The following is a 16,776-nucleotide window of genomic DNA, read 5'->3' as shown; positions in this document are numbered from 1 at the left end:
CATATTAAATTAAAGATTTACGTAGTGAAACACTTACTCCTTTTGGTACGTGTGCAACAATTTTTGCTCCTGGTTCGTTCACAGTAACCCATCCTAATCCAGAGAATACAACATCCGTTTTAGGTTCACGAATATTAAATTCGTATTTCACTAGCTCAGGCATATTTGCTAATTCTTCTGGCGTTGGTGGGCTTAGTAAATCCCCAGCATGATTTTTATATAATTCATCTGCTTTCTCAAGCTTTGTACGATGAATTGTTAAGCGATTCGAGAAGTGACAAGTAAACGCACGACGACCACCACTTACATAATCAAAACGTGCCAATCCACCAAAGAATAACGTTTGTTCTTCGTTTAATTGGAATACCATCGGCTTAATTTCTTTTGTTGGTGTAATAAGCTTTAAGCTTTGCTTTCCAACATAATGAGCCATTTGGTGGTGGTTAATAATACCTGGCGTATCATATAAAGAAGATTCTTCGTCTAATGGAATATCAATTAAATCAAGTGTTGTTCCTGGGAAATGAGATGTTGTAATTACATTTTCAGTCTCATCACTAAATTCTTTAATCATACGATTAATAAATGTCGATTTCCCTACATTCGTACATCCAACAACGTAAACATCTTTGCCGCCGCGATAATACTCAATAGCATCTGCTAGTTCAGCAATTCCTTGTCCCTTCGCTGCACTAATTAAAAAGACATCTTCTGGTTTTAATCCTAGTTGCTTTGCACTATAGCGCATCCAATGCTTTACTTTATCATGTTTTACTGACTTTGGAATTAAATCAGCTTTATTTCCAACAAGTAATACTTTATTATTTCCTACGAAACGATGTAAACCAGGTAACCAGCTACCATTAAAATCAAAAATATCTACAATTTTGACTACTAATGCATCTGATTTTCCAATTCCATTTAAAATGCGTAGGAAATCATCATCTGTTAACGATACATCTTGAATTTCATTGTAATGCTTCAAGCGAAAACAACGTTGACAAATAACTTGTTCTTTCTCTAAAGATGAGGTAGGAGCATACCCCACTTCGTTTTTATTTTCTGTTTGAATTTCTACACCGCAACCAATACATTTAATTGTTTCAGTCAAACTTTATTCCTCCCAGTTAATTAAACCTTTTTTCTTCATATTTTTCATAATTCTGCGTTCAATTTTTCGATTAAAGCGCGTCACTAATCCGTCCGTTTGTGCTACCGGTACAACTAAAATTGTATGAAGCCCTACTCGGTTTCCACCAAGCACGTCAGTCAGTAACTGATCTCCAATTACCACAACTTCCTCTGCCTGTAAATGCATCTCTTGTATCGCACGCTTAAACGCTCGAACAAATGGTTTACGTGCACTATGAATAAATGGAATGCCTAATGGGTCAGCAAAATCTTTTACACGTTGCTCATTATTATTTGAAACAACCGTTACTTGGATGCCGTGCTCTTTCATTTTCAAGAACCATTTTTCAAGTTGCGGGGTTGCATTTGGACGATCCCATTCAATTAAAGTGTTATCTAAATCAGTAATAACACCTTTAATCCCACGTTTTTTTAAATCTTCTGGTTGAACATGATATACATTTTTCACATATTCATTTGGTAAAAATAGTTTCAATTTCTTTCACCTCTTTGAGGATTTTTCATAAAATTTTTCGACAACATTTTTCGATATATAACCTGTGGATAAAATTGTACACATTTTCCACATTAATTTTTCAGTTAATTTGGAATTTACTAACAAACTATACACACTTTATCCACCTAGGTATGTGGATAACCACCCGTTTGTGACTGTCATATTTTTTTGGTACATTAAATGCATCAACGAATCAATCCTTATATTATTAGGAGGTGACTCACCTTGAAAACAAAACATATGGAACAGTTATCCACTGAGTTACTCACTGAGTCTTATTATAAAGCAAAAGAACTAAAATTAAATCCCGACTTCATTTTACTTATAAAACAAGAAATCATTAGACGCTCATTAGAGGACAAGCTTGTCAAATCTTCTTGATTACATATAAAGTGAAAGTTTAATTAGCCCGTACCAATCAAACAGTTACAGGATAAATTATTGGATGCCCTGTAAAAAGAGCCATCCTACGATGGCTCTCGAATAAACAAGTACTCCCATCTAGGGGATTTCATCATTAAGTATCTTTGCCCATAACTCTTACTTACGGTTATAAAAGCTTTTCTTTATTTATGAGCTAATCGAGTAGCTATTTTTTCACCAAGACGAAGCTCTTGTCCACTCTTTAATTCCTGCACTACTTCTATCATATCTTTTTCAAACAATAACACAACTGTTGAACCAAATGTAAAGTATGCCATTTCTTCACCTTTTTGAACAGTATCTCTCTCATGCAAAAGCTCGATACTATTAACAAACATGGCACCTACTTTTACAAGAGCCATATGCTCACCATCACTGCTTATTTCTGTAACAGAACGATAATTTTTTGACAGCGGTTCTTTCCCGTATTCCATACCAGCTGCATTTACCGGATATGATTTTCTACCGAGTACAAATCTTTCAGTCACAGAACCAGAAAGCGGACTATGAATGCGATGATAGTGACTTGGACTCAAATAAATTACCATATATGTACCGCCTGCATATCGCGTTGCACGTTCTTCATTACCTAGCATATCCACAATTGAATAGCGCTTTCCTTTAATATCAAATGTTTTTGTATCCTCAATAGGACCATGATCTGCAAAAACACCATCAACAGGACTAACGATACTCGATGCATCTGTATCAATACTACGCTTTCCTTCTTTTAGCTTACGCGTAAATAATTCATGCAATGTTCTATATTCCTTCAAGCCCTTTTCCATCTCATCTTGATTAATTTGAAAAACTTTCGCATACGATGGAATAATGATAGAGCTCAAACGAGATTGTGCAAATTTACGTAATATATAAGAAGTAAAGCGACCATTTGTAAGTTCTATCATAAGTCGATATAATGTACGTCGCAAATTGCGAAACCCCCTAATCAGTCTATAACTTTAGTTTTCCCTTCTTTTCTTTCTATATCATATGTAAAATTGGTTCTTATTCCCACATATCATATAAAGCAGCCTTATTATACATACAGAAAACTAAGTATGGTATTATTCTTAAATTATTTAGCACCTTCTAATATTACAGATAGAATCCGTCATTTTCAACAGTGAACATGTATTTCTTCTTAGCATAACGCGTTTTCTTTTCTTATTTACAATAAGAAAAGCAGCCCCTTTTAAAATATGGCTGCTTCTAATACACTTTACTCTTTCGCTTTTTTCTCTTTCTCTGCCCTTACAAACTCGTGGAACATCTTCATTAAAGCACGCTTTTCAATCCTTGATACGTAGCTTCTAGAAATACCAAGCGCCTTAGCGATTTCCCGCTGTGTTTTCTCCTTATCTAGCCCAAGTCCAAAACGTTTCACAATCACTTCTTTTTCTCTTTCGTCTAAAATATCGATATACTCTTTAATTTTTTCTAACTCCATACTAAGCTGAATCATATCAATTACATCTTCAGACTCTGATTTTAATATATCAATAAGCGATATTTCATTGCCCTCTTTATCTTGCCCAATCGGATCATGAAGTGAAACATCTTTTTTCGTTTTCTTTAGTACACGTAAATGCATCAAAATTTCATTTTCAATACAGCGTGCTGCATACGTCGCAAGCTTTGTTCCCTTTCCTGCAGAATAGCTCTCGATCGCTTTAATGAGCCCGATCGTACCAATTGAAATTAAATCTTCTGCATCTTCTCCTGTGTTCTCAAATTTTTTAACGATATGAGCTACAAGCCGTAAATTATGTTCAATCAAAAGATTTCTCGCTTGAGCATCACCTTGCTCCATTAACTCTAAGTACTTTCTCTCATCATCTGATGATAACGGCTGCGGGAACGCATTATTCTTTACATAAGAAACAAAGACAAACACTTCTCGAACCATATATCCAATTGCGGCGAATAGACTCAAACCTTTCACCTCCGCCAAAATAGTGGTCTTTATTATGTGTATGTAGGCGTGAGGTTGTTTGTGTCTGTACAGTTTATTTATAAAACTCAACACTTCTAACATTTAAAATATTTTATTGTTATATTATAATTAAAAGAAATTGTTATTTATATATGAATATGCTATTAAAGGGGACACTATTCATGATTACATTAGATCGATTATTAAATGTAACAATTTATTTAGGGGGATTTTTACTTTTCATTTCGTTCATTACTTTTGTTATTAAAAGAGGGCCTGATTTATTATTTTTTCAATTTGGAATTTCTTTATTTTTTGGAGCTCAAATTATAACTGGAATGAAATTTTTTCATAACTATGGTTTTTCCTTTCACTCAAAACTAGAACTACTTATCTTTATTCTCTATGTAATTGGAATTATTACATGTATACTATTTTTCTTTCACTTTCAAAATCCGTATCGAATTTTTTTATTAATTTGTAGTTGTTTATTTTTGACTGGATCCAATTATTACTTTAAAGAAACATTAAAGTTTAATAAAAAATTTCCAAAGCAACATAAAACCTTTTTAAATACACAAGAAGAAGACTCTTTTCCAAAAGAAGTTCGTAAATTTTCAGAAGACTACAATACTATAATAAAAAATGAGTTTTATGAAATACCCATGATTCCTACTGAATTACATATTACAAGCAAAACAGATTCTTCCCGTAGTACATCTTTCTTAGTTGAACTTCAAACTAACGAGAATGAAATTACCGATGACTCTGTACAATTAACTCAATCAGACCGTTTTTATGTAGTGTTAAATACACAAAAAACAAAAATAGCAAGGATAGTATATGAAGGGCAGAATTTTTTCACATTTACAGTCACACTAAAGGCTCTTAATTTACAGCAAGAACCGGAAATTCATAATATGTTTTTAGAAATAGATAAACGTAGAGCAATGAATCTTCTTAATTTTGAAATTAAAGCCCATACTAAAGAATGGAAAGTAACATTTAAAAACGATAGTTCTCATTCCGATCTTCCTATCACATTTACTTTTGAAAAACGAACAGGCATTTACTTTTGAAAAATGAACAGAGTTATTTATTATATTCTTTGGAGTTTTTTTTTTTTTCTTTGAAAAATAACTCTTTTTATTTTACTTACTCCAAATCTTTCTCCCAGTTTGAGCATCAATATAACGAATTTCCCGACTACAATCAAAAGGTTCTTTATGTTTTTCATCTGTCGTTTGTTTGTACAGTAGTTTGTACTGGGTTTCCTCTGCATCATGATCTAAAAACCATTCTAATTTAACTCGGATAGCCTCTCTGTATATTTCTAACGCTTTTTCTTTTGTTACTTTTGGTGTTGTTTCATATGTAAGTAATTCTTTTATAAAGTTGCCAGACTCTCCAGAGTAGTGCATCACAGCTCCATTTTCTGCATTGATGTTGATCATAATATATTTCCGCTCTACATGAATGTCATTTACATAGATTGAAAAGGAAAACCTCTCTATCCCCTCTTCCTCCTCATAATTATCCCAAAGTTGAACATACTTTGTCGCATCTGGGATAATATGCTCTAAAAATTGAAGTGCCTTGCTTAAACATTGCTCTCTTGATAAGATTGTTTTCCTTTTTTTCTCATCCTTCCACATAAAAAAAGAAAGCAATTGATTTGTTTCTTTATCTAGAGTAATTACAACGAATTCATTATGTTTCAACATTGGAAAATGTTTTTTATAAAACTCATCCATTGAATATGAATCCTTCTCTTCTATTTCTTTTTGTAATTCTTCTTTTAATACAAATTTTATCCGGACTTCATCCTCATCTACTTTTTCATCTATTTTGACAAACTTCCCCTTGTCCCAATCAAATAAATCAAACACATCTTTTTTTTGACTACTCTTTAGCGGTTTATCAACAAGTACTGTAGAAGGTAATTTATAGTGTTCTGGCCCATATAAATCTTTACCTGTACTTGCATCAATAAACGCATGACTAGGCTCTGGTTCATATACAAGATGGTACCCTTTTACTTCTTCCCCGTTTTCATACTCACATGAAGAGTATGTTAAATCTACAAATACAAGTCTCATATCTTGTCTAGCTTTCAAATTTTCTAAAACGATATTCTCCCCAACAATTTCACTTGGCCATAACGTTTTTTTCTCTATGGCTTTTTGTCCATTGTAATGAAAATGCACAACATTACCTGAAGGGTGCACTCGCACAACACACCCAGTATTCGGCAATGGATAGCTATTCACTTCTTGCATATAATTTACTTCTTTCCAACCGCGCCTGTCGTCCTTAACCGTTACATATGTATAGAATTCATATCCTTCTTTTGTATATTTTTTTAAGAATGTATTTGCAACCTCTCTTGCTTTATTCTCCTCTATCGCTCCCTTATCACTCGAAAAAGAATTTCCATCATCTATCCTAAATTCAATTAAATTACCAGTATGTCTATTTAATGTAATTTGTATCTGTTTCTCCTCATCATCTTTATGTCCCCACCATAATAGATGATACGGGTCATCAACCCCTTCTTGATCATCTACAACAAGCCTATATTCATCTGGAATTTCAATAATATGAGCTACGTGCTCTTTTCTTTCTTTATCTTTTTGATTCACCATACCCTCTCCTTTGTTACAATTTAAGGTAATTATAACAAAGAAAACCAAAACTTATTAACAAAAGAAGACTAGAGATATCTCTAGTCTTCTACTTCGTCTCACGATGTAACGTTACTCGCTTTAATCGTGGACAATATTTTTTTAATTCGATACGTTCTGGATTGTTTCGTTTATTTTTTTTAGAAATATAATTACGATCACCGCACTCCGTACAAGCTAATGTAATATTTACACGCATAGGTAATTCTCCTTTCTTTCAAAGATTGCACACTAAAACGTAATGATTACGATTTATATATTATAAAACTTCATTCTATTTGTCAATTGCAAAAACAAGAAGATTCTATTTAGAATCCCCTTGTTTTTATAGTTAAATAAATTTTATTAAAACGATTCGTATGTAACAAACTCACTAATTGGCTTTCGATATCCTCTTGGACGAACTTTAGTCGTATCACTTTTCCCTATCGTAATCATTAAAACAGGTATTACATGCTCTGGCATATTTAATTCACTTTGTACTGCTTTTTCATCGAAACCAATCATTGGACATGTATCATAGCCATAATATTTAGCTGCGTACATAAAAGTCATCGCACTTAACGAAGCATTTCTAATCGCTTCATCCTCCATGAAACGCTCTCCTTTTCCTTCATATAAACCTTTCGTTTGCCTAATGGTATCTTCATATTCGCATTCATCAATCATTTTTAAAACTTTCATACCGAAGTAAATATTTTCAACATTTTGGTATGCTCTTTTATCACCACAAACGAGCACTACCGCTGATGCACTCGATACTTTATATTGACCGAACGCTAATTCTTTTAATCTTTCTTTTCGCTCTTGATCACGAATTACAACATAATGTGTGTGCTGCAAATTATAGCAAGATGGAGAAAGCTTAGTTAACTCAAATATTTTTTTAAAATCCTCATCAGGGATTTCTATACCTTGTATAAATTTCATTGCAGAACGTCTAGCAATTGCTAATTCTTCAAAGTTCACCATATATCCTCCTTAATAACTATAAATTTAAATATACATTAATTTATACAAATGGATAAATCAAATGAAAACACTTTAAATCCGAATAATAATTATGATTAACAGCAAAAAAGACAAAAAGCTGAAACAATTAGTTCATACGAAATTCACACGAATCTATTACTATAGAAATTGTACATAGTGAACTTATTAACAATCACGTTTATTTATATAGAATCTTACTCGAAAGGAGTTGAAAGTATGAAAACTAAATATCGCTTTATGATCTCATCATTTGCTGCTTGTGCTTATATGATTTGGTATTTAGTATAATAACAACCTCACTTGTAAATAGGAAAAGGTGTGTATATAAATGGAATATAATCAATCAACAGTTAACTACTGGAAAGCTTTTGTATTACCATATACATTTGCTTTAGAAGAGTTAAAAACTAAATTTGAAATTATGAACCGGGAAGCTCAATTTCTAGAGGATTACAACCCGTTTGAACATATAAAAACAAGACTAAAACAACCTGAAAGTATTATTAAAAAGCTAGAACGCAAAAGCTTATTACCAACAGTTGAAAACGCTCAAACACATTTACAAGATATTATTGGTATTCGTATTACATGTTGCTTCGTAGAAGATATTTATCATTTGAAAGAAGTCATTCAAAAACGCGAAGATATGGAAGTCATTGAAGTAAAAGATTATATCGCTAACCCAAAACGAAACGGATATAAAAGTTTACACATGATTATTAAATATCCTTTATCACTAAATTCTGGTACAAAAGATGTATTTGCAGAAATTCAGTTACGTACACTGGCAATGGACTTTTGGGCAAGTTTAGAACACAAACTTTATTATAAATATGAAGGGAAAATACCGGAGTATTTAAAAGATGAACTACATGATGCAGCAATGAAAGCTGAAGATCTTGATAATAAAATGGCCACAATTCGTCAAGATATTGATGATATTGAGGCATGCTCAAATCAAATTATGCTACCACTATAAAAAAAGGTTCTCGCCAATGAGAACCTTTTTTCTACCAGTTTGGGAAGTACGACCCCCACACTTATGAAAGTTTCACGTTATTTTTTCTCTATCGTGCGAACCTCTTCAATCTTCCATTTCTCATCTTCTTTTCCAAGAGCGTACCGTACTTTCTTTTGAAGAGTGACACTATCGTCTACTTCCTTTTCTTTCGTTTCAACAATAACATACCCTACTTTACTAGCTTTCATATCTATATGTTCCAATTCAATCTTCTTATTTCCCTTTTGAAATGCGGCTTCTTTTTGTGTTTTTAAGTCTTCAGCACTAGGCATCTTCTTTGAAAATAACTCCATATGTTCTGCAAGATTTTTTTCATTTGTCGTTCGCACAAATGTAGTAATAACATCTTGAATAGATCTCTCTTCTTCTTTTGTTATTTGTACCTTTTCCTCAGATTTTTTAGTAGTAGATTTTTGTTCTACGTTATTCTCTTCTTGTTGACATCCAACTATTAATACTACAAATACTAGAAGGAATCTTAATTTTCTAAATAACTTCCCCATATTCCCAACTCCTAAAAAGAAAAGTGAGGCATTTCGCCTCACTTTCGCTCTTAATTAACGTCTTCCTTTATTCGGATCGCCGCCGCCAACAATATCAAAGACACGTTTCGCTATATTTGTATTCTCCTGAACGCCTGAGAATAAGTATTTACCTGGACCAAATGCATACACGTTCACATCTTCCCCTGTATGTCCACCAGTTGTCCAGCCTGTAACCGAGCGCTTATTGAAAATATCTTCAATTGCATTATCAATCTTTGTTACATCTTTTGACGGAGCTATATCATTTACAGCTTGAATTTCTTCTGGAGTTAATTGTAAATCAATATACTTTTTCAGTGTTTCTTCTACATTTGCACCTTTTGCAATCTCATTTGCCATAAAGTCTGGTGTGCGTTTTGCAGCTTTAATTGGATCTACTTTAAAGTTATACTCGCCATTGGCACCTAAAGATAATCCACCTGTAGCGTGATCTGCCGTTGCAACAACTAACGTATTTTTATCTTTTTTCGCAAACTCAATCGCTGCTTTGAAAGCTTTTTCGAAGTCTTCCATTTCACTCATTGCACCAACGATATCATTATCATGTCCAGCCCAGTCGATTTGACTTCCTTCCACCATTAAGAAGAAACCATTTTTATTTTTGTTCAAACGCTCAATTGCTGCATTAGTCATTTCTTCTAATGAAGGTGTTTTATCATTACGGTCAATCATTTTATCTAATCCACCTGGTGCAAATAAACCAAGAATTTGATCATTTTTATCATTTAACAATTGATCTCGATCCGTTACATAGCTATAACCAGATTTCTTAAACTCTTCTGTAAGATTACGATCTTTTCTAACAAAGTTCTTTACGCCGCCGCCAAGCATAACATCTACTTTATGCTTCCCTTTAATTTTCTCATCAAAATAATCATTTGCAATTGCGTCCATATTTTTACGGCTAATGTCATGCGCACCGAAAGCAGCTGGTGTTGCATGTGTAATTTCAGAAGTTGCAACAAGTCCCGTTGATTTCCCTTTTTCTTTCGCTTGCTCAAGAACCGTTTTCACTTCCGCTTTATCATTATCAACTGCAATTGCAGCATTATATGTTTTAATCCCTGCTGACATAGCTGTTGCTGCTGATGCAGAGTCTGTAATATTTTCATGCTCATCTTCTGGGTATGTTTTTTGTGTTCCTACAAGATGCTTATCAAATTCTGTAGATTCCATTTCAAAGGTTTTTGGATTATCTTTCATATAACGGTGAGCCGTCATATATGAAGGGCCCATACCATCCCCAATTAATACGATAACATTTTTAATCTTTGCATTGCTTCCGTTCTCATCTGCATTAACCTCACTAGAACGAGTAAAATTCCATGTTGCTACCGAAGTAACTGCTAATGATGCCACAACTGCAAATGGCCATGCTTTTTTCACAAACTTTTTCACTGTCTTGTCCCCCTAATTAGGTTATTCATTTCCCACTATCAAATTTAATGGAAGACTATTAAGAGAAAATTAGCTGTATGTAAATTTTTTGTTAACTTATGTAAATATCAGTTATAATTTGTATAACTTTGTCTCTTCGTATCAACTATCCTGCCCTTTACAATTTAAATATAAACAAGTTGGATTTCATTTAACGTAAATCTCTTTTTTTACATTTTGACTCTATGTTTATGAAAATAAATAGAAATGCGGTGAGCCTTTATGAAAATAGTAAAGCTAAATGAATCTTTTATTTTTGAATTACTTAATCTTTGCAAATCTGTTGGATGGTTACACGATGAAATTTTTATGAAAAAACAATTCGAAATGTATCTTTCTATCGGCACACTTGTAGGTTACATTCATGAAAACAAACTCATTGCGACTGGAGGAGTATTTCCCTTTACAAGTAACTTCACTTCCATTGGTATGTTAATCGTTCACCCTAATTTTCAAGGACGCGGAATCGGGCGCATGTTGCTAAATCATTGCTTGGAACAAATTCATCCAAAACAACCCATTGCACTTATTGCGACAAAAGCTGGCGAACCTCTATACACATCATGCGGATTTCAAACAGCAACAACGATTCATCGTTTTGAAAAGCAAGCTATTAAGACGTCCCCTTCTCACTTACAACAAGTACAAGAAGAAGACCTTATATCTCTTACTTCTCTCGATCAAATTGCAACTGGTATGAATCGTTCTCTACTTTACTCTTTGCTATTACCAAGGGCCGTACACTCTTTTAAAATTGAAAGAAATAACTGTATAGAAGCTTTTTCATTATGCATACGAAAGGGCAATATATTATGTATCAATCCACTTATCGCCAAGCAAGAAGAAGATTCTATTCAATTATTAAAAAAGATATGTGAATGTTGGAATGGTATAGTACGAATTGATGTCCCACACTCACAATTTACATTTCGTCAATTTCTTCAAACAGAAAATTTCCAAGAAACGCTCCTTTCACCTCTTATGATAAAAAATGGTAGCCAACTTCCTGGAAATCGTAATATGCTATTTGCTATGATAGATACAGCGTTATGTTAGAAAGGAGACACCTAATTGAAGCGATTTAGCTATTTTATGGTAGGTTGTCTTACTCTTACACTATTAGTAGGATGTAGTGCAGCAGAAAAGCCAGTAGAACAAGTAAAGCAAGTTAAAAATACAATTACAGCGAAACTAGCTACCGAGGAAAAAATGGTAGAAATAGATGGTCAAACCATTTACTTTAAAAAGATGGGTAATGAAAAACCACCTTTACTTATGATTCATGGCTTTGGAGGGTCATCAGATGGTTTTCAAAAGATCTACTCCGATTTAGCAAAAGATCATACAATTATTTCTGTAGATGCTTTGGGATTCGGGCGCTCATCTAAGCCAATGGATTTTTATTATTCTTTTCCAACTCATGCAAATTTGTATTATAAATTAATGAAAAAACTAGGATATGATTCATTCGCAATACTGGGGCATTCCATGGGGGGAGAAATTTCTCTAAATTTAACATATTTATATCCTGAAGCAGTTACTCACCTTATTTTAACTGATGCTACAGGTGGCCCTCATACATTCGTTACTAAACAAGGCTCACCAAAACCACAATTGTCGACTGATTTAAATGCCGTTTCTTCTATTACAGATTATGATGAGAGCAAAGTGAAATTCAAACGTAATGATGAAGAACATTATAACAAAATGAAACTATGGCCTAGACGTCTTAAAATTAATGCGAATGAAATGAAACAGCCAACTTTAATTATATGGGGCAGAAATGATAGTAGCGTTTCTTGGAAAGAAGGAGAAACGTATCATCAATTCTTAAAAAATAGCACTTTACATATTATTGAAAAAGGTTATCATGCACCATTTCGCCAAGAACCACAAGAATTTGTCGGGTATGTACAAGACTTCTTTAAGAACAATCCGATCAAAATTGAAAAATAACATAAACGGGTATCTCATTGTGAGATACCCATTTTCATATATTAAGCAGCTTGCTTTTGGCGTTTTTGAGTTTTTGATCCTAATACTTTTGGGATAACAAAGCCATCCATTCCAAATTTCCCAGCGTTCATACCGGCAACAAGAACAAACATAGATAAGATAACCATCTCAGGGTTCACACCAATTGACCCACTAAACATATAGGAAAAGTTCATTACAAGACCAAAAAAGACCGCTGTTTTTGTTAAACAGCCTACAATTAAACCAATTCCGACTAAAATTTCTCCCCATGTTACAAGCGTATTAAACAAATCTACATTTGGAATTGCAAATTCTTGTAAGAATGATGCCCACCAAGATTGAACAGCCGGTTGTGCACCTTTAGATTTTTCAATTGCGCCTTGCAAATAACCTGTTGCATCGAATCCTTTTCCTTGTAGTTTACCGATTCCAGCCATTAACCATGTGTAACCAAGATATACTCGAATTACTGCTAATACAAAAGAAACTGCTTTGTTTTCTCTTAAAAATTGAATAACCATATCTTCCTCCTAAAGTTGTAATTAAGTTAGTTACAGTTAATATAATAACATTAGTTACTCATTTTTCAAACGTTAATTATGAATAATTCATGACATGTGTATGAAACATTAAAAACTAACGTTTATATAGTAACTTTTATTACCTGTAAAAACTTGAACATATCATACCACAGGTGATAATCATTTTCATTGAAAAAAATGCAAAAAAATTGTGAGTTAAATGTGAAACACGTTTATTCGAATATAGAATAAACGTGTTTCACACTAATTATAGAATCGAAATGTATGTGTCTCCTCATCAATTAAACTCGCTTCTTGAAACGCTTCTTCTAACGTTTTCCCATGGTTAATAACCCCATAAAATAAGCGTATAGTAAACATAAGTGCTGCATTTCCATCTACATAATCAATCGATCCAATATATGATTTTGCACCACTATGTAAAAAAGATTTTGCAAGTTTTTGCTCCCCTAATGTGCACCCGCTATTTACAATATGTGTATTATGCAATTTTGCATATTTATAAATTTCTGCTTTACCAAAATACCCTCTCGGTTCATCTTGTTCATATACTTCTTCGCCTAACTCTTCCATGACAAACTTCCCTTCTTCACCATGAAAGCAAAAAATAATATAATTAATATCGTTAAATAAGTTCTTTCCAGAAAGAACTCCCACAAAATCTTTCGGTCTACCAATCCAATATGTCACAACTCTTGCACCAAAATACTCAAGAGATGCTCGTATTGATTGCGCCTCTAAATCCGAATTAAAACCAACTACTAATGCAATATTCAACAAACAACCTCCATCCTATAATCAGCCCTTATCAATCAGACTTTTATGGGATAAATCCATTTCATATATACCTGTTTCTTTCAAAAAATCTGATCTAGTTAAAACGACTTTATGTAAATATTGCCTATATGCTGTAATTGTTCCATCGTGAGATACAATGCAAATTCTTTCCGCACCCAGTTCATAACACCAAAGAAGAAATTCATCTACTATTTGCTGAAAACTATTCTCTGAAATAGTGTTTATACCTTCCTTCCATAACTGATTATTTGAGCTTTTCTCTATCGAAAAATGCGGAAATAACTTTGTTATCATTCCCTGATCTACTATATAATCGCACGGTAATGTTTTCGCTCCTTCTCGATAAGGAAAAATACGTGGAGATACATATGGATGGACTATTTTTTGACAAGCTACTTTCGCACTCCATATTGTCGCCGTTTGTAAAGTTCTAAGTGTAGGACTAACAATTAATATATCCGCTTCTTGTAATGATACATCACGTTGAAGTAACTTAGCTTGAGCCTTTCCTACTCTCGTCAATGGTGGGTCAAACACTTGTAAACTTTCTGGTAAATCCGTTGTATGTTCACCTTCACCATGCCGAACAAAAACGATTTTCATATTCAGTCTCCTCTTACTATAAAATCCTCACACATATTTCTTCCCTATTGCATTCTTTATTCCTGCTGTATAAAAACCGATATGTAAAAAAGGTTTGACACGAAGGTTTGTAAAATATTACAATATTACATGTAAAATACTTTTTACACCGAAAGGAGAATTACATATATGAAATGGATAATTGTCTTTATTGGAATGATTGTATGGGGATATATAAACGGCTTCTTTAGTAGTGATAAAACTGCTAATCCTTGGATTGCAGATGATGAACGTGAAACAAAAATTAAACAAAAAGCAATTACGGCAAGCTGGTCCGGTGTTTTTATGTTTTGTACCATTAGCCTCTTAAATAAATGGTTAGGTTTAAGCACAAACGATAAATTACCGTACTTACCAGACCCTATCGCAGCTTTTTTAAAAGAAAATGTAGAGATACAAGTTTTACTCATGCTATTTGTTATGTATGGAATATTTTACTTACATTATCGAAGAAAATTAAGTGCCTAATTTCTAACTCATGATTATCCTCCTAAATGGTTATAGTAATCATGACAAAATGAAAGGAGAGATATAAACATGAGTAACTCGAATGAATTTTTAGATACACTACATGAAAAACAAGCAAAAGATGAACAAAATAGAAAGCGACAAGGGAACGGAAACCCAGCGAAAAAAAAGCCAAATAAAACACATAAATAACAATAAAAAACTGCCTAAAATGATTTTTTAGGCAGTTTTTTTATTGTTATTTCACCGAGATAACATTTCCCCAATTCCATTTCTCATAATACCACGCTGGTACATCTATATTTTCAATCCACTTCTTTTCCTGTTTCCCATCTTTATGAGCAAGCCATACATCCGCTTTCTTACGGTCTGAACGTATCCAAATTAATTGATTACTCTTCTTCATGAAGATCGGGTGGTAATCCCCTTGCTTGTTCGTTTTCTTTGTGATTTGATGCTGTGCATTACTTGTACTATCGACCTCATATAAAGATGGTAGTGGCCTTTTTTCTGGTGGAGTTTCTATTCCTGCCTCTTTTGCTCGTGAAACGATAATTACTCTATCGTTCTTCCATACAAAATCCCAATCAACATATCCTTTCGGCGTAAATATGTTCTGCTGAAGTGCTGGCAATTCCTTTACTTTTAAATGTTTATTTTCTAATGTAACTCTTCCGCTCCCTTCAATATAAGCTAATATATTTTTTGATGGTGCCCATTGAAACCATTGTTCGTTTAATAACATTTGATCTACTTTTTCAAACCGACTTCCATCTGCACGAACTAAGCAAAGCGTATTACTATCAGCTGACCATGAAGCTGTCGGTACCGCTAAAAATGAAATCCACTTTTGATCTGGTGACCACTTAAAGCCACTTGCTACTAGCGCTAGAAAATCATCATGTTCATTTGGCAATGCATACAAATGCTTCATTTTGTGAGGATTCATATGTGCATCTTTTTGCACTTCATATAGCTGAGCCCCTGTCCATCCTGTTGGAAGTAAGTTCGCTTCAGAGGATACAAGAAAGTTCTTTCCATCGGGGTACCATGCATAATCCCCTACACCAGCCGATACATTTTCAAAATCTGCATTCTTTTTTTCTACATCAAATGTATTTAATGTACCTGTAAATATAAATGCAATTATATTTTCTGTTGGTGACCATTGATAATTCGATGCTTCTGAGTGAAACGGCGTAACTTTTTTTCCATCTTTCAGCCGATATAACTCAAGAATACTTTGTTTCTTCCCTTTTACATATGCTAGCCACTCCCCGTCATATGACCACTTCGGCCCTGTTATGTACTCTCCTTTTGTAATCTGTATTTCTTTCCCATCAACTTTAATCCAAAGGTTATGATGACGAATAAAAGCAACTTTCACACTATTATTTTCTGCACTAGTAATAGTGATAGAACATAAAAACATAAACAACACTACACTACCACTTACCATTAGCCTTTTCATACCATCACTCCATTTCCCTCATAGCATTCCTCACTTTCTTCCTACAATATGTGAAAAATATCGATTCGACATAATCAGAAAAAATTCCCCAAGAAATTTTCAATTCATAGAGGATTGGTATGAATTATGTCGAAAGTATAGTTTAGCCAACATTTATATTTATAAGTTCTAACTAAAATGTAAGATTACAT

Annotated in this window: 20 protein-coding genes; 7 read left to right on the top strand and 13 right to left on the bottom strand. The window is 33.4% G+C overall.

The genetic code is table 11. The features are described 5' to 3' along the window. Positions 1 to 4 precede the first annotated feature (4 nt). Both yqeH and DN403_RS11775 read right to left on the bottom strand, forming a co-directional pair. A complete protein-coding gene (yqeH, locus tag DN403_RS11780; RefSeq protein WP_149185490.1) occupies positions 5 to 1,111 on the bottom strand; it encodes a ribosome biogenesis GTPase YqeH in 1,107 nt (368 codons plus the stop codon). 3 nt (positions 1,112 to 1,114) lie between these two features. Then, entirely contained in the window at positions 1,115 to 1,627 is a 513-nt protein-coding gene (locus DN403_RS11775; protein WP_000765315.1) for a YqeG family HAD IIIA-type phosphatase, read from the bottom strand. A 246-nt stretch (positions 1,628 to 1,873) separates the two neighbouring features. Here DN403_RS11775 and sda point away from each other — a divergent pair, with 246 nt between their 5' ends. Beyond that, positions 1,874 to 2,029 carry a sporulation histidine kinase inhibitor Sda gene (gene sda / locus DN403_RS11770; protein ID WP_000850094.1) on the top strand — a complete coding sequence of 52 codons (156 nt, stop codon included), beginning with the start codon at positions 1,874 to 1,876 and terminating at the stop codon, positions 2,027 to 2,029. Between the two features lie 185 nt (positions 2,030 to 2,214). On the opposite strand, the gene DN403_RS11765 is transcribed toward sda, so the two are convergent. Both DN403_RS11765 and sigK read right to left on the bottom strand, forming a co-directional pair. Then, positions 2,215 to 3,003 carry a phosphatidylserine decarboxylase gene (locus DN403_RS11765; protein WP_001254999.1) on the bottom strand — a complete coding sequence of 263 codons (789 nt, stop codon included), beginning with the start codon at positions 3,001 to 3,003 and terminating at the stop codon, positions 2,215 to 2,217. A 290-nt stretch (positions 3,004 to 3,293) separates the two neighbouring features. Then, positions 3,294 to 4,007 carry an RNA polymerase sporulation sigma factor SigK gene (gene sigK / locus DN403_RS11760; RefSeq protein ID WP_000051382.1) on the bottom strand — a complete coding sequence of 238 codons (714 nt, stop codon included), beginning with the start codon at positions 4,005 to 4,007 and terminating at the stop codon, positions 3,294 to 3,296. Positions 4,008 to 4,189: 182 nt separating this feature from the next. On the opposite strand from sigK, the gene DN403_RS11755 reads away from it, so the two are divergent. After that, a complete protein-coding gene (locus DN403_RS11755; RefSeq protein WP_149185489.1) occupies positions 4,190 to 5,086 on the top strand; it encodes a hypothetical protein in 897 nt (298 codons plus the stop codon). Positions 5,087 to 5,158: 72 nt separating this feature from the next. On the opposite strand, the gene DN403_RS11750 is transcribed toward DN403_RS11755, so the two are convergent. The 3 genes from DN403_RS11750 to DN403_RS11740 form a co-directional block, all read right to left on the bottom strand. Beyond that, on the bottom strand, positions 5,159 to 6,652 hold the full coding sequence (locus DN403_RS11750) for a YcdB/YcdC domain-containing protein (protein ID WP_002082134.1): 1,494 nt from the start codon (positions 6,650 to 6,652) through the stop codon (positions 5,159 to 5,161). Between the two features lie 88 nt (positions 6,653 to 6,740). After that, complete coding sequence (rpmG, locus tag DN403_RS11745; RefSeq protein WP_001265617.1) at positions 6,741 to 6,890, bottom strand: 50S ribosomal protein L33; 150 nt, start codon at positions 6,888 to 6,890, stop codon at positions 6,741 to 6,743. Positions 6,891 to 7,036: 146 nt separating this feature from the next. Further along, positions 7,037 to 7,663 (bottom strand): nitroreductase family protein, encoded by a 627-nt coding sequence (locus DN403_RS11740; protein WP_000245980.1) that lies wholly within the window; start codon positions 7,661 to 7,663, stop codon positions 7,037 to 7,039. A 349-nt stretch (positions 7,664 to 8,012) separates the two neighbouring features. Here DN403_RS11740 and DN403_RS11735 point away from each other — a divergent pair, with 349 nt between their 5' ends. Further along, a complete protein-coding gene (locus DN403_RS11735; protein ID WP_000456230.1) occupies positions 8,013 to 8,663 on the top strand; it encodes a GTP pyrophosphokinase in 651 nt (216 codons plus the stop codon). 77 nt (positions 8,664 to 8,740) lie between these two features. On the opposite strand, the gene DN403_RS11730 is transcribed toward DN403_RS11735, so the two are convergent. Next, complete coding sequence (locus tag DN403_RS11730) at positions 8,741 to 9,208, bottom strand: hypothetical protein (protein WP_000517093.1); 468 nt, start codon at positions 9,206 to 9,208, stop codon at positions 8,741 to 8,743. A 54-nt stretch (positions 9,209 to 9,262) separates the two neighbouring features. Further along, positions 9,263 to 10,648 (bottom strand): alkaline phosphatase, encoded by a 1,386-nt coding sequence (locus DN403_RS11725; RefSeq protein ID WP_000714908.1) that lies wholly within the window; start codon positions 10,646 to 10,648, stop codon positions 9,263 to 9,265. A gap of 261 nt (positions 10,649 to 10,909) precedes the next feature. On the opposite strand from DN403_RS11725, the gene DN403_RS11720 reads away from it, so the two are divergent. Both DN403_RS11720 and DN403_RS11715 read left to right on the top strand, forming a co-directional pair. After that, positions 10,910 to 11,743, top strand: a complete 834-nt coding sequence (locus tag DN403_RS11720; protein WP_149185488.1) for a GNAT family N-acetyltransferase — start codon at positions 10,910 to 10,912, stop codon at positions 11,741 to 11,743. A 15-nt stretch (positions 11,744 to 11,758) separates the two neighbouring features. Next, positions 11,759 to 12,643 carry an alpha/beta fold hydrolase gene (locus DN403_RS11715; protein ID WP_149185487.1) on the top strand — a complete coding sequence of 295 codons (885 nt, stop codon included), beginning with the start codon at positions 11,759 to 11,761 and terminating at the stop codon, positions 12,641 to 12,643. Positions 12,644 to 12,684: 41 nt separating this feature from the next. On the opposite strand, the gene DN403_RS11710 is transcribed toward DN403_RS11715, so the two are convergent. The 3 genes from DN403_RS11710 to DN403_RS11700 form a co-directional block, all read right to left on the bottom strand. Further along, positions 12,685 to 13,185 (bottom strand): DoxX family protein, encoded by a 501-nt coding sequence (locus DN403_RS11710; RefSeq protein WP_000236608.1) that lies wholly within the window; start codon positions 13,183 to 13,185, stop codon positions 12,685 to 12,687. A 264-nt stretch (positions 13,186 to 13,449) separates the two neighbouring features. Further along, positions 13,450 to 13,986: a delta-aminolevulinic acid dehydratase gene (locus DN403_RS11705; protein WP_149185486.1), complete on the bottom strand. Its 537-nt coding sequence runs from the start codon at positions 13,984 to 13,986 to the stop codon at positions 13,450 to 13,452. Between the two features lie 18 nt (positions 13,987 to 14,004). Continuing rightward, entirely contained in the window at positions 14,005 to 14,607 is a 603-nt protein-coding gene (locus tag DN403_RS11700) for a histidine phosphatase family protein (protein WP_000706247.1), read from the bottom strand. A gap of 168 nt (positions 14,608 to 14,775) precedes the next feature. On the opposite strand from DN403_RS11700, the gene DN403_RS11695 reads away from it, so the two are divergent. Together DN403_RS11695 and DN403_RS11690 are read left to right on the top strand one after the other, a co-directional pair. Continuing rightward, positions 14,776 to 15,114, top strand: coding sequence for a phosphoglycerate mutase (locus tag DN403_RS11695; RefSeq protein WP_149185485.1), 339 nt, complete (start codon positions 14,776 to 14,778; stop codon positions 15,112 to 15,114). 69 nt (positions 15,115 to 15,183) lie between these two features. Continuing rightward, positions 15,184 to 15,306 carry a DUF4023 domain-containing protein gene (locus DN403_RS11690; RefSeq protein ID WP_000071866.1) on the top strand — a complete coding sequence of 41 codons (123 nt, stop codon included), beginning with the start codon at positions 15,184 to 15,186 and terminating at the stop codon, positions 15,304 to 15,306. A 46-nt stretch (positions 15,307 to 15,352) separates the two neighbouring features. Here the strand turns inward: DN403_RS11690 and DN403_RS11685 are convergent, their stop codons facing one another. Beyond that, positions 15,353 to 16,585, bottom strand: coding sequence for a TolB family protein (locus DN403_RS11685; protein WP_000826290.1), 1,233 nt, complete (start codon positions 16,583 to 16,585; stop codon positions 15,353 to 15,355). Positions 16,586 to 16,776: the final 191 nt, after the last annotated feature.

It is taken from the genome of Bacillus sp. AY2-1 (assembly GCF_008368965.1).
GTDB lineage: Bacteria > Bacillota > Bacilli > Bacillales > Bacillaceae_G > Bacillus_A > Bacillus_A thuringiensis_S.
The sequence above is the reverse complement of the archived record's forward strand: the minus strand, read 5'-3'. Positions and strand labels throughout refer to the sequence as shown.